Source organism: Paracoccus sp. (in: a-proteobacteria), from assembly GCF_035556475.1.
Classification (GTDB): Bacteria; Pseudomonadota; Alphaproteobacteria; order Rhodobacterales; family Rhodobacteraceae; genus Paracoccus.
Genome location: NZ_DATMFA010000052.1, coordinates 1 through 12,166 on the forward strand (window position 1 = coordinate 1; position 12,166 = coordinate 12,166).

At 65.3% G+C, this 12,166-nt stretch carries 12 protein-coding genes; 11 read left to right on the forward strand and 1 reads right to left on the reverse strand.

Annotated features, from left to right (window positions below; genetic code table 11):
- The 5 genes from VNQ78_RS06755 to VNQ78_RS06775 form a co-directional block, all read left to right on the forward strand.
- Window positions 1–324, forward strand: a 324-nt coding sequence (locus VNQ78_RS06755; RefSeq protein ID WP_325687949.1) for an enolase C-terminal domain-like protein, incomplete at its 5' end; no start/stop codon positions are given.
- Window positions 321–1,181, forward strand: a complete 861-nt coding sequence (locus VNQ78_RS06760; RefSeq protein WP_325687951.1) for an amidohydrolase family protein — start codon at window positions 321–323, stop codon at window positions 1,179–1,181. The genes VNQ78_RS06755 and VNQ78_RS06760, both read left to right, overlap by 4 nt.
- A gap of 52 nt (window positions 1,182–1,233) precedes the next feature.
- Window positions 1,234–2,220 carry a TRAP transporter substrate-binding protein gene (locus tag VNQ78_RS06765; protein ID WP_414694049.1) on the forward strand — a complete coding sequence of 329 codons (987 nt, stop codon included), beginning with the start codon at window positions 1,234–1,236 and terminating at the stop codon, window positions 2,218–2,220.
- A gap of 85 nt (window positions 2,221–2,305) precedes the next feature.
- Window positions 2,306–2,818 (forward strand): TRAP transporter small permease, encoded by a 513-nt coding sequence (locus VNQ78_RS06770; RefSeq protein ID WP_325687954.1) that lies wholly within the window; start codon window positions 2,306–2,308, stop codon window positions 2,816–2,818.
- A gap of 1 nt (window position 2,819) precedes the next feature.
- A complete protein-coding gene (locus VNQ78_RS06775) occupies window positions 2,820–4,100 on the forward strand; it encodes a TRAP transporter large permease (protein WP_325687955.1) in 1,281 nt (426 codons plus the stop codon).
- A gap of 32 nt (window positions 4,101–4,132) precedes the next feature.
- On the opposite strand, the gene VNQ78_RS06780 is transcribed toward VNQ78_RS06775, so the two are convergent.
- On the reverse strand, window positions 4,133–5,041 hold the full coding sequence (locus VNQ78_RS06780) for a helix-turn-helix transcriptional regulator (protein ID WP_325687957.1): 909 nt from the start codon (window positions 5,039–5,041) through the stop codon (window positions 4,133–4,135).
- Window positions 5,042–5,257: 216 nt separating this feature from the next.
- Between VNQ78_RS06780 and VNQ78_RS06785 the strand changes: the two genes are divergently transcribed.
- From VNQ78_RS06785 to VNQ78_RS06810, 6 genes are read left to right on the forward strand one after another with little or no spacing between them, the layout of a single operon-like run.
- On the forward strand, window positions 5,258–6,139 hold the full coding sequence (locus tag VNQ78_RS06785) for a sugar ABC transporter permease (RefSeq protein WP_325687960.1): 882 nt from the start codon (window positions 5,258–5,260) through the stop codon (window positions 6,137–6,139).
- Between the two features lie 3 nt (window positions 6,140–6,142).
- On the forward strand, window positions 6,143–7,042 hold the full coding sequence (locus VNQ78_RS06790; RefSeq protein ID WP_325687963.1) for a carbohydrate ABC transporter permease: 900 nt from the start codon (window positions 6,143–6,145) through the stop codon (window positions 7,040–7,042).
- Window positions 7,042–8,151, forward strand: a complete 1,110-nt coding sequence (locus tag VNQ78_RS06795) for a sn-glycerol-3-phosphate ABC transporter ATP-binding protein UgpC (RefSeq protein ID WP_325687965.1) — start codon at window positions 7,042–7,044, stop codon at window positions 8,149–8,151. The genes VNQ78_RS06790 and VNQ78_RS06795 overlap by 1 nt, the downstream gene beginning before the upstream one ends.
- Window positions 8,152–8,175: 24 nt before the next feature.
- Window positions 8,176–9,441: an ABC transporter substrate-binding protein gene (locus VNQ78_RS06800; protein ID WP_325687967.1), complete on the forward strand. Its 1,266-nt coding sequence runs from the start codon at window positions 8,176–8,178 to the stop codon at window positions 9,439–9,441.
- Between the two features lie 55 nt (window positions 9,442–9,496).
- A complete protein-coding gene (locus VNQ78_RS06805) occupies window positions 9,497–11,053 on the forward strand; it encodes a glycoside hydrolase family 28 protein (RefSeq protein ID WP_325687969.1) in 1,557 nt (518 codons plus the stop codon).
- Window positions 11,040–12,152, forward strand: coding sequence for a glycoside hydrolase family 88/105 protein (locus tag VNQ78_RS06810; RefSeq protein ID WP_325687971.1), 1,113 nt, complete (start codon window positions 11,040–11,042; stop codon window positions 12,150–12,152). Before VNQ78_RS06805 ends, VNQ78_RS06810 begins: the two co-directional genes overlap by 14 nt.
- Window positions 12,153–12,166 lie beyond the last annotated feature (14 nt).

Consider the following 12,166-nt stretch of genomic DNA (forward strand, 5'->3'; position numbering starts at 1 on the left):
GGCTGCGGCGGGCTGTCCGAGGCCATGAAGATCGCGGCCATCGCCTCGTTGCACGGGGTCCGCATCGTGCCCCATGTCTGGGGAACCGGCGTCCATATCGCCGCCGCCTTGCAATTCATGGCGGCGCAGACCCCCGACCCGGTGCGAGTGAACCCGGTCGAGCCGATCATGGAGTTCGACCGCACCCACAACCCCTTCCGCCAAGCAGTGCTGAAAACCCCGATCGAGGCAGTGGACGGCGTCGTCGCCATTCCCGACGCGCCGGGCCTCGGGATCGAGGTCGATCGCGACGCGCTGGCCGAATTCAGGATGCCTGACGCATGATCACCCGCAAGCTGACCGGGACACCACCGAAACAACCCTTTCCCAAGGGCACGGTGGACACGCAGATGCACATGTATCTGCCGGGCTATCCGGCTCTGCCCGGCGGGCCCGGATTGCCGCAGGAGCCGCTGCCCGATGCCGGGGCCTATCGGCAGGTGATGGGCTGGATGGGGATCGACCGCGTCATCATCACCCAGGGCAATGCGCATCAGCGCGACAATGGAAACCTGATCGCCTGTCTCGATGAGATGGGCGATTGTTCATTTGGCGTCGCCGTCATCGACGAGACGACCAGCGATGCCGAGATGGCGGCGCTGGCCGCGAAGCGCGTCGTCGGCGCGCGGATCATGGACCTTCCCGGCGGCGCGATGAACCTCGCCCATCTGGAGGCGGTGGACGACCGCGCCCATGCAGCGGGCTGGATGATGGCGGTGCAGTTCGACGGCTCGGACATCCTGACCCATCTGCCGCGGCTGATGGCCTTGAAATCGCGCTGGGTGCTTGACCATCACGGCAAGTTCTTCCGCGGTGCGACCGCCGACGCGGCCGAGATTGACGCGGTGCTGAAGCTGATTGATCGTGGCAATTGCTGGTTCAAGTTCGCCGGCGTCTATGAAAGCAGCAGGCAGGGCTGGCCCTATGCCGATATCGAGGGGTTGTCGCGCCGCATCGCGGCCCATGCCCCCGAACGTATCGTCTGGGGCACGAACTGGCCGCATAACGGCGTCTCGCGGGCGGAGGACTATCCCGACGAGGTCGAACTGGCAGAACTGGTGCTGGGCTGGCTGCCCGAGGGCGCGAGGGAGCGCGTCCTGGTGACCAACCCGGAGGAGCTTTACCGAATACCGCCCCTTTGAGGCGATAACGAAGCGGGCCGGAGGAAGGGCCCGCAAACAGGGAGGAAGACCAATGAAACTGACCCGCACATTGCTGATCTGCGGCACGATCCTTGCCACCGGAGCCGGGGCCGCCGCCGCGGCCGATTGCGAAGTGACGCTGCGCTCGTCCGACACGCATCCCGACGGCTATCCAACGGTCGAGGGCGTCAAGGCGATGGCCACCGAGGTCAAGGAAAAGACCGGGGGCCGCGTCTGCATCGAGGTGTTCCCCTCGTCCCAGCTTGGCGAGGAAAAGGATACGATCGAGCAGACCCAGTTCGGCGTGATCGACATGATCCGCGCAAGCTTCGGTTCCTTCAACGACATCGTGCCGGTAACGCAGACCGTCTCGCTGCCCTATCTCTACCGGTCGGAAGACCACATGCATAAAGTGCTGGACGGCCCGATCGGCGCGGATATCGCCAAGGAATTCGAGCCGCATGACCTGGTGCTGCTGGCCTATTACGACGGCGGCGCGCGCAGCTTCTACAACTCGCAGAAGGCGATCAAGACCGTCGACGACCTGAAGGGGATGAAATTCCGCGTCATGCAGAACGACGTTTTCGTGGACATGATGTCGGCGCTTGGCGCGAATGCGACGCCCATGCCCTATGGCGAGGTCTATTCCTCGATCCAGACCGGCGTTATCGACGGGGCCGAGAACAACTTCCCCAGCTTCGACAGCGCCGGCCATGCCGAGGTGGCGAAGTTCTTCACGCTCGACCAGCACCTGATGGTGCCCGAGCTGGTCGCGATCTCCAAGACCAGCTGGGAGAAGCTCAGCCCCGAGGATCAGGCGGTTCTGCGCGAGGCGGCCGTGAATTCGGCCACGCTGCAGCGCAAGCTCTGGGCCGATCAGGAGAAGGCCAGCGAGGAGAAGGTCGTCGCCGCGGGCGTCGAGGTCACGCGCGACGTCGACAAGACCGCCTTCATCGAGGCCATGGCCCCGGTCTACGAGAAATACGTGACCACGCCCGAGGCCAAGGAACTGGTCAAGCGCATCCAGGAAACCCAATGAGCCCATCGGCCCGCAGCATCACGCTGCGGGCCGTTTCGCTCCAACCCGTGACATGGGGGGAATAATGGGACAGGGAATTGCCGTATTGTCCCGGCTGAATGCCGTGCTGGCCAGGGCAAGCCTGTGGCTGGCCGGTTTCGGCCTGACCGCGATGACGGTCATCGTATTCGCGCAGGTCTTCATGCGCTACGTCATGAATGACAGCCTGCTTTGGGTCGAACCGGCCGCGATCCTGTTGATGAGCTGGTTCATCTTCCTGGGCTCGGCCGTCGGTGTGCACGAGAATTTTCACATGGGCTTCGACGTGCTGATGCATTTCCTGCCCCAGAGCTTCGGCACATGGCTGCGGCTGGCATCCGATCTGTCGGTGCTGGTCTTCGGGTTGGGCATGTCGGTCTATGGCTGGCAGCTGATGGCCAAGACCTGGGGCGCGACCCTGCCGGTGATCCGCTTGCCGGGCGGCATGAGTTACATGCCGCTGTTCGTGGGCGGGATCCTCATCACGCTGTTCGTGCTGGAACAGATCCTGCTGCGCCTGACCGGCAAGACGCTCGAGGCCGAGCTTGATGCCGAAGACGTGCTGATGACCGAGGCATGACATGGAATATCTGATCCTCTTCGGTGTCTTCACCATCCTCATGCTGATCGGCACGCCGATCGCCTTCTGCCTCGGGATTTCGAGCCTCGCGACGGTCGGCTATCTGGGCCTTCCGGCGCTGGTCGTCTTCCAGCGTGTCTCGGCCGGGATCTCGGTCTTCACGCTGATGGCCATTCCCTTCTTCATCTTCGCGGGCGACCTGATGGTCAGGGGCGGGATCGCGGCCAAGATCGTGGCTTTCGCCGGATCGCTCATCGGGCATGTCCGGGGCGGGCTCGGGCAGGTCAATATCGCGGCCTCGACGCTGTTCGGTGGCATCTCCGGCTCGGCCGTGGCCGAGGCGGCGGCGGTCGGCGGCATCATGATCCCGCAGATGAAGGCGCGGGGCTATGGCGCGGATTACGCGGTGAACGTCACCTCGATGGCGGCGCTGATCGCGTTGCTGCTGCCGCCGAGCCATAACATGATCATCTATTCGATCTCGGGCGGGGGGCGGATCTCGATCGCGGACCTGTTCACCGCGGGCATCATCCCGGGCCTTCTGCTGGCCGTGGCGCTGTCGATCACCGCCTATATCGTCGCCCGCAAGCGGGGCTATCCGACCGAGCCCTTCCCCGGCTTCGCCCGCGTCTTCCGCTTCCTGCTGGAATCGCTGCCGGGAATGCTGCTGATCGTGATCATCTTCGGCGGCGTGCGCTCGGGTGTCTTCACGGCGACGGAAAGCTCGTGCATCGCGGTGATCTATGCGCTTCTGGTAACGGCCTTCGTCTATCGCAGCCTGAGCTGGAGCGATTTCGTCCACGCGACCCAGCAGGCCGTGCGCACGACCGCGATGGTCCTTCTGATCATCGGCATGGCCGGGGCCTTCGGCTGGCTGATGGCCTATCTGCATGTCGCGCAGATCTCGCTCCAATGGATGCAGTCGATCTCGAACAACCCGTTCGTGATCCTCCTGATGATCAACATCGTGCTGCTGGTCCTTGGCACATTCATGGACATGTCGCCGCTGATCATCATCACGACGCCGATCTTCCTGCCGGTCGTCTCGGCCTTCGGGGTCGATCCGGTGCATTTCGGGGTGATCATGATCCTGAACCTCGGGATTGGCCTCAACACGCCGCCCCTGGGTCCGGTGCAGTTCGTCGCCGCAGCCGTCGCCCGCATCACCATATGGGAGGCGATGCGCAGCGTCTGGCCCTTCTATGCGGCCGGGCTGATCGTGCTGATGCTGGTGACCTATATCCCGGCCCTGTCGCTCTGGTTGCCCTCGGTCTTCCGGTGACCCGGAAAGGCCCGCCCCTCCGGCGGGCCTTTTCAATTCCCGGCGAGGTGTTCGGCCTGCTCCGGCTCATCGAGGCGCATCAGCCCGCCATGCCGGCTCTTCTCGATCCGGCGCATATGCTCGCGCGGGGAGAGGCCAAGCGTGCGCTTGAACATCCGCGAGAAGTAATAGGGGTCGGAATAGCCCACCTCCGCCGCCGTGGCCGAGACGCCAAGCCCGGATTCAAGATGGTGCATCGCCCTCTCCATCCGGCGGTATTCCTGATATTTGCGCGGCGTCCGCCCGACCCGGCGCTGGAACTCGCGCAGGAAATAGTCGCGGTTATAGGGCGCCGCATCGACCGCGCGCGCGGCGATGGCCGGATCGGTCGGATTGGCCGAGATCATCGTCGCGGCCTTCATCACCGCCAGATCCAGCGCATCCGCGCCCTCGGGCTGATAGGTCGCGCTGTCCCGCCAGCCAAGAAAGGCGTCCTCGATGAAGGCGATCAGCAGGACCATGAACAGGTGATGCTGGCCCAGCGTCACCGATTCCGGCGGTGCGCTCTGCCGGTAATGCCGGGCCATCGGCTCCAGCAGGCCCCAGCGCGACAGGTGCAGATGCGGGCGCAGCTCCATCTGGCCGATCAGGTCGTGCCGGCCGTAGATGTCGAGAGTGAAATGCTGCGCCACGCCGCGATAGGTCGCAGGCCCCTCGTTCCAGCCGCGAAAGCGCTGGCCGCGCCGGATCAGCATGGCGTCGCCCGGCGTCATCACCCGCGTCTCGCCGTCGATGTCATAGAGGCCACGCCCCTCGAGGCAGATGACGAGGTCGTCAACCGGGTTCACCTTGTCGATCGCCCAGGTCAGCGAATGCTCCATGCGGATCGCCGCGCGGGTCAGGGTCAGGGTCAGCGCCGAGGGAGGAATGGCGGCCAGAATGCCACCTTCGATTTCGTCCATCTTTTTTCCCTCCTTTGTCAATTCAATCTGCGGGCTGATTCCGGTTAAGTCACCCCCGAACAGACAGTCATCGACCGAATTCCGAAGGGGGGAACCGGGACAGCCATTGCCGCATCGCCAGGCGCGGGCGGCGGCTTTCAACCCGGTCTGGAGGTAACATTTGCACAATTCCGAAACTCGCAAACCTCGGCACGCCCGGACGGGAAGGGGCCGCGCATGAAATCGCAGCGCTTCCTGGGCCTTGCCTATCTGGCGCCCTATGTGATCGGGCTTCTGGTCTTTACCGCGATCCCGTTCATCGCCTCCTTCTATCTCAGCTTCACCAGATATGACCTGATGAGCGAGCCGCGCTGGGCCGGGCTCGCGAATTACCAAAAGCTTTTCACCCGCGACCGGACCTTCGAGAAGTCGCTATGGGTGACGCTGACCTATGTGCTGCTGACCGTCCCGCTGAAGCTCGCCTTCGCGCTTTTCATCGCGGCGATCCTGAACTATCGGCTGCGCTTCATCAATTTCTTCCGCACCGCCTTCTATGTGCCGTCGATCCTTGGCGGGTCCATCGCGATCGCGGTCCTCTGGCGCTACATGTTCGCGTCCGAGGGGCTGGTCAACATGGCGCTGGCCGTGGTGGGCCTTGGGCCGGTGGACTGGTTCGGCGATCCCGGCAACGCGCTTTTCACCATCACGCTGCTGCGCTGCTGGCAATTCGGATCGGCCATGGTGATCTTCCTCGCCGCGCTGCAATCCATCGACAAGTCGCTTTACGAGGCGGCGGCCATCGACGGGGCCAGCAAGACGCGGGTGTTCTTCTTGATCACGCTGCCGCTGCTGACGCCGGTGATCTTCTTCAACCTGATCATGCAGATGGTCCAGGCGTTTCAGGAGTTCAACGGCCCCTACATCATCACGCAGGGCGGGCCGCTGAAATCGACCTATCTGCTGCCGCTCTACATCTACGAGGAAGCCTTCAAGAAATTCAACATGGGCTATGCCTCGGCGATCGCATGGGTGCTGTTCGCCATCATCATGGTCCTGACCCTGATCGCCTTCTGGTCGTCGCGGAAGTGGGTCTATTACGCCGGCGACAAGAGGAGCTGAACCATGGACGCAAATGCAATGCTGGACATGGAGGCCTTCAACGAGGCGCAGGCGTCCCGGCGCGCGCGGCTGCGCACCGTCTCTGCCGCGATCCGCTACATCCTGCTTTTCGCGGTCGGGCTGGTCATGCTCTATCCGCTGATCTGGCTGATCGGGGCAAGCTTCAAGACCAATTCCGAGATCTTCTCGGGCGCGGGCTTCATCCCGCGCGAGCCGACGCTCGACGGCTATATCAAGGGCTGGCAGACCTCGACGCCCTATACCTTCGGGCATTTCTTCTGGAACTCGTTCCTGATCATCCTGCCCAAGACCATCGGCACGGCGATCAGCTGCACCATGGCCGCCTATGCCTTCGCGCGCTTCGATTTCCCGCTGAAGAAACTGCTGTTCGTGACCGTGATCGGGACGCTGCTGCTGCCGAACGTGGTGACGCGCATCCCGCAATACATCCTGTTCCGCGATCTGGGTTGGCTGGACAGCTACCTGCCGCTCTGGGTGCCGTCGGCCTTGGCGGGGGATGCGTTCTTCGTCTTCATGCTGGTGCAATTCCTGCGCTCGCTGCCCTCGGATATGGAGGAGGCGGCGCGGGTCGATGGCGCGAACAGCCTGCAGACGCTCATCTATATCGTGGTGCCGATGCTGGCCCCGGCGCTGATCTCGGTCTGCCTCTTCCAGTTCATGTGGACCATGAACGACTTCCTCGGGCCGCTGATCTACCTGTCCTCGGTGGACAAGTATCCGGTCAGCCTCGCGCTCAAGCTTTCAATCGACACAACCGAAGCCTTCGAGTGGAACCGCATCCTTGCCATGTCGGTCCTGACCATCGCGCCCGCGCTGATCATCTTCTTTGCCGCGCAGCGCTATTTCATCGAGGGCATTTCTTCAGGGGGGGTAAAGGGCTGATGGCACGCGTCCAGCTTCGCAACGTCGAAAAGGTCTATGGCGGCACCGTCAAGGCCGTCCACGGCATCAACCTCGACATCGAGGATGGCGAGTTCATGGTCCTTGTCGGCCCTTCGGGCTGCGCGAAATCGACCACGCTGCGCATGGTCGCCGGGCTTGAGGACATCACCGGGGGCGAGGTCATCATCGGCGGGCAGCGGGTGAACGACCTGCCGCCGGGCAAGCGCTCGATCGCGATGGTGTTCCAGAACTACGCGCTCTACCCGCATATGAAGGTGCGCGGGAACCTTGGTTTCGGGCTGAAGATCGCCGGCAAATCCAAGCCCGAGATCAATACCGCCATCGACGATGTGGCCCGCATCCTTGAAATCGAGCCGCTGCTCGACCGCCTGCCCAAGCAACTCTCCGGCGGTCAGGCGCAGCGGGTGGCGCTGGGGCGCGCGCTGATCAAGAAGCCGGGCGTGTTCCTGTTCGACGAGCCGCTCTCGAACCTCGACGCGAAGCTCCGCGCCTCGATGCGGGTCAGGATCACCGACCTGCACCGGCGGCTGAAGGCCGAGGGGCTGTCCTCGACCGTGATCTATGTCACCCATGACCAGACCGAGGCGATGACCATGGGCGACCGCATCTGCGTCATGCAGGCGGGCCGGATCATGCAGGTCGCCTCGCCGAAGGAGCTTTACAGCCACCCCGCCAACCTGTTCGTCGCGGGCTTCATCGGCAGCCCCGAGATGAACCTGATAGAGGGGAACCTTCAGGGCGGCACGTTCCGCATCGGCAGTCAGTGCCTGCCGCTGGGCGAGGAGGTGCTGTCGCGCCTTGCCGCGCAGCCCCGCGACGCCGTGCTGGGCATCCGCCCGCAACATCTGGTGCTGGCCCCGGACGGTCTTCGGGCGCGGCTGACCAATGCCGAGTTCATGGGGCATGAGGTCTATCTTCATGCCGAGGCCGAGGGGCAAAAGATCGTGGCCGTCGTCGGCGCCGCCGAGTTTGACCGCATGGGCGGGGCGGAGACCATCGGCCTGATGCCGCTGGCCGAGCATATCCACGTCTTCGACAAGGCGGATGGCAGCAATGTCTCGCTGCATCGTCAGAGCCTTGCCGCGTGACGAAATAAGCAGAGGAGGGGAAGAATGAAACTTGATCGTCTTGCGGCGGCCCTGACCGGGACGGCGCTGATCACCATGATGACGCTTCAGGCAGCGACGGCGGAGGAGCTGCGCATGTCCTGGTGGGGCGGCGAAAGCCGCCATGTCGCGACCCAGAAGGCGCTTGAGGCCTGCGGGGTCAAGCATGGCCACACCATCAAGGGCGAGTTCACCGGCTTTGACGGCTATCTGGAAAAGCTGACCACCCAGATGGCCGGCGGGACCGAGGCCGATATCGTGCAGGTCAACTGGCCGTGGCTGCCGCTTTTCTCGCGCGATGGCACCGGCTTTGCCGATCTCGGCAAGCTGCCCGGCCTCGACCTGACGCAATGGAGCGAGGCCGACCTCGCCTCCGGTTCGGTCGACGGGATCTTGCAGGGCATCTCGGTCTCGACCACCGGCCGGGCGTTTTTCTTCAACGAGACCACGTTCCAGAAGGCCGGGATCGCCATTCCGACAAGCTGGCCGGAACTGGAGGCGGCGACCGCGCAACTCAAGGAAAAGCTTGGCCCCGATTATTACACCTTCAACGCGGTGAAGGAGACGGCGCAGCTTCTGGTCACGCTGGCCGTGGTGCAGAAAACCGGCAAGGACATGGTCGATCCCGCGACCAACCGCGTCGCATGGACGCCCGAGGATCTGACCGCCGGCATCGCCTTCCTCGGCCATCTGGTCGAGATCGGCGCGCTGCGTTCGCAGAAGGAGGAAGCCTCGGACGGGAACGTGAACCTTTTCGAGAAACCGGCCTGGGCGGCAGGCAGGATCGCGGGTTCCTATGAATGGGATTCGACCTTTTCCAAATACGCCGATCCCTTGGAGGAAGGGCAGGTGCTGAAGCCGGTGCCGATGCTGCATGTCGAGGGGGCGGTGACCGACGGGGTCTATCGCAAGCCCTCGATGCTGCTCTCGGTCTCGAAGAACTCGAAACATCCCGAGGCGGCGGCGCAGATCCTGAACTGCCTGCTGAACGAGCCGGAGGGGATCGACGCGCTGGGCACCTCGCGCGGGCTGCCCTCCTCGAAGATCGCGGCCGAGCGGCTGGCCGGGCAGGGTGAGCCGGAGGTCCGGCTTGCCAACGAGATCGTGGTTGCCGCTTCCGGGCCGACCGTCTCGCCCTTCAACGAACATCCCGAGATCCGGGGCATCTTCATAGATACGCTCGAGGAATATGCCTATGGCCAGCTGACCGCCGAGGACGCCGCCGAGCAGATGATCGACGGCATCAACGACGTGCTGGCCGAGTTCGACTGACCAGACGCCCGCCGCCCCACTGACGGGGAGGCGGGCCATCCGCAAAGGCAAAACCATGTCACGACCCATCCCCCTTGCCGTCACGGCACGGGTCGCCGCTTTGCGGCTGCCCGTCAGGGGTGCGCTTTACCATCTGCCCGAACCGCTGGGGTGGTCGCTGACCGCGCCCGGCCTGCCCGCGCGTCGCGGCACCGCGCTGACCGCGACCCTGATGCTGGACGACCTGCGGCCAGACACGCGCTATCATCTGGCGGTCGACGGCCTCGTCCCGATCGGGTTCGCCACCGCCCCCTGCGCGGGTCTGGCCCGGCCCGAAGGGCTGGTGGCCGAGGCCGATCCGGCCGATCTCGACGCGGCGCGCCACAACGCGCTGGTGATCTCCAATGCCGTCGCGGCGCTGCCCGAGGGGGGGACGCTGCTTTTGCCCGAGGGCGAGTGGCTGGCGCTGCCCGTGTGCCTTCGCTCGATCATGACCCTGCATCTGGCGCGGGGGGCGGTGCTGCGCGCGCCCGCGCGCCGCGAAGGCTGGCCGATCCTGCCCGCACGCGACGGCGCGGGCCGGATGCTCGGAAGCTGGGAGGGCCTGCCCGCCGCCTGCTTTGCCGCACCGCTCCATGCGATCCATGCCACGCGGCTGGTGATCGAGGGCGCGGGCACCATCGACGGCTCGGGCGATCTGGGCGACTGGTGGAGCTGGCCAAAGGAGGTGCGGGAGGGCGCGCGCCGCCCGCGCGGCCTCCATCTGATCGGTTGCCGCGACGTGGCGCTGCTGGGCTTCACCATCCGCAATGCGCCAAGCTGGACCATCCATCCGCAGGGCTGCGACGGTCTCATTGCCGCTGGCCTGACCATCGAGGCGCCGGCGGACAGTCCCAATACCGATGGCTTCGACCCTGAGATGTGCCGCGATGTCACGATCGAGGGCATCCGCTTTTCCGTGGGCGACGATTGCATCGCGGTGAAGGCGGGCAAGCGCGGACCGGGGGGCGAGGCGGACCACCTTGCGCCGACGCGGCATGTGCGGGTGCGCCACTGCCTGATGCAGCGCGGGCATGGCGGGCTGGTGATCGGGTCGGAAATGTCGGGCGGCGTCCATGATGTCGCGATCGAGGATTGCGAGATGATCGGCACCGATCGCGGTTTGCGGATCAAGACGCGGCGCGGCCGGGGCGGCGAGGTTCGCGACATCGCCATGCGCCGGGTGCGGATGACGGGGGTGCACACCGCGATCTCGGTCAACGCGCATTACCATTGCGACGCGGACGGCCATGCGCCATGGGTGCAGGACCGTACCCCCGCGCCTGTCGATCAGACCACGCCCCGCATCGCGGGCATCACGGTCGAGGATGTGACCATCCGCGACCTTGCCCATGCGGCGGGATGCTTCCTCGGGCTGGCCGAGGCGCCGATCCGCGACATCCGCATCCGGGGCCTCAGGATCCTGTCCCTTGACCCCGAGGCGCGGCCCGCCCCGCCCGACATGGCCGATCACCTCCGGCCCATGCTGCACGAGACTCTGCTTTGCGAACAGGCCGAGGTCGATTGCGACGATCCGGGCCTGATCTCCTCCGCCCCGATTACCCTGCAAGAGGTTCCCCATGTCCGTGACTGACTATTTCGATACCTATTGTCGCGCGTATCGCGCCTATAAGGGCGGGGCATGGTGCTATGAGGACGGCTGCATCTATCGCGGTCTGGACCTGCTTTCCGAGGCGACCGGCGATCCGCACTGGCGGGTGCATCTGCACCGGCTGGCCGATGCCCAGATCGGCCCGGACGGCGCGCTTGCGGGCTATCGCGCCGAGGAGTTCAACATCGACAACATTCTCTCGGGCCGGGTGCTGCTGCCGCTTGCGCGCGAGACGGGCGATCCGCGCTATATGGCGGCGGCGCGGCTGCTGATCGGGCAGCTTGACCGCCATCCCCGGACCCAAGCGGGGAATTACTGGCACAAGCTGCGCTATCCGCATCAGGTCTGGCTGGACGGGCTTTACATGGCGCTGCCCTTCCAGATCGAATACGGGCTGGCAACCGGCGAGGCGGGGCGCATTGCCGATGCCCTCGCCCAGTTCCAGACGGCGCTGGACCTGACGGCGACGGTCGCGGGCCTCAACGTCCACGGCTATGACGAGAGCCGCGCGCAGGGCTGGGCCGATCCGGTGACGGGCAAGTCGCCTGCGGTCTGGGCGCGGGCGATGGGCTGGCTGGCCATGGCGCTGGTCGATGCGCTGGCGCTGCTGCCCGCCGATGCGCGGACCGCCACGCTGCGCGGCCGGGCCCTTGGCATCCTCCTCGCGCTGGCGGATCGGCAGGGCGCATCCGGTCTTTGGCCGCAGGTGCTGGACGCACCGGACCTCAAGGGCAATTACGAGGAAAGCTCGGCCTCGGCCATGATCGCCTATGCCTTCCTTGCCGCGGCGCGGACCGGGCTTGCCGAAGGGGTGGAGGCCGCGCGGCTGCGGGCGGCGGGGCAGGGGGCGCTCCTCGCCCTCAAGACGCAGCGGCTGGGTGCCGAGGGCCTTTCCGGCATCTGCCGGGTAGCGGGCCTTGGCGGCTTTGACGGGATCTATCGCGACGGCACCCCGGCCTATTACCTGACCGAGGACGTGGTCGCCGACGATGCCAAGGGCGTCGGGCCGCTGATGATGGCATTCGCCGAAGCAGAGTATCTGGCGAGCCAGCCCGAAGCCGCCGTTCAGGCGCAGGTATAGCCCTGTCGGGGCGG

What these genes read in the sequence shown, in the direction of transcription:
- VNQ78_RS06760 (WP_325687951.1), top strand. Translation starts at nt 321, where the DNA reads ATGATCACCCGCAAGCTGACCGGGACACCACCGAAACAACCCTTTCCC.
- VNQ78_RS06765 (WP_414694049.1), top strand. Translation starts at nt 1,234, where the DNA reads ATGAAACTGACCCGCACATTGCTGATCTGCGGCACGATCCTTGCCACC.
- VNQ78_RS06775 (WP_325687955.1), top strand. Translation starts at nt 2,820, where the DNA reads ATGGAATATCTGATCCTCTTCGGTGTCTTCACCATCCTCATGCTGATC.
- VNQ78_RS06780 (WP_325687957.1), bottom strand. Translation starts at nt 5,041, where the DNA reads ATGGACGAAATCGAAGGTGGCATTCTGGCCGCCATTCCTCCCTCGGCG.
- VNQ78_RS06785 (WP_325687960.1), top strand. Translation starts at nt 5,258, where the DNA reads ATGAAATCGCAGCGCTTCCTGGGCCTTGCCTATCTGGCGCCCTATGTG.
- VNQ78_RS06790 (WP_325687963.1), top strand. Translation starts at nt 6,143, where the DNA reads ATGGACGCAAATGCAATGCTGGACATGGAGGCCTTCAACGAGGCGCAG.
- VNQ78_RS06795 (WP_325687965.1), top strand. Translation starts at nt 7,042, where the DNA reads ATGGCACGCGTCCAGCTTCGCAACGTCGAAAAGGTCTATGGCGGCACC.
- VNQ78_RS06800 (WP_325687967.1), top strand. Translation starts at nt 8,176, where the DNA reads ATGAAACTTGATCGTCTTGCGGCGGCCCTGACCGGGACGGCGCTGATC.
- VNQ78_RS06805 (WP_325687969.1), top strand. Translation starts at nt 9,497, where the DNA reads ATGTCACGACCCATCCCCCTTGCCGTCACGGCACGGGTCGCCGCTTTG.
- VNQ78_RS06810 (WP_325687971.1), top strand. Translation starts at nt 11,040, where the DNA reads ATGTCCGTGACTGACTATTTCGATACCTATTGTCGCGCGTATCGCGCC.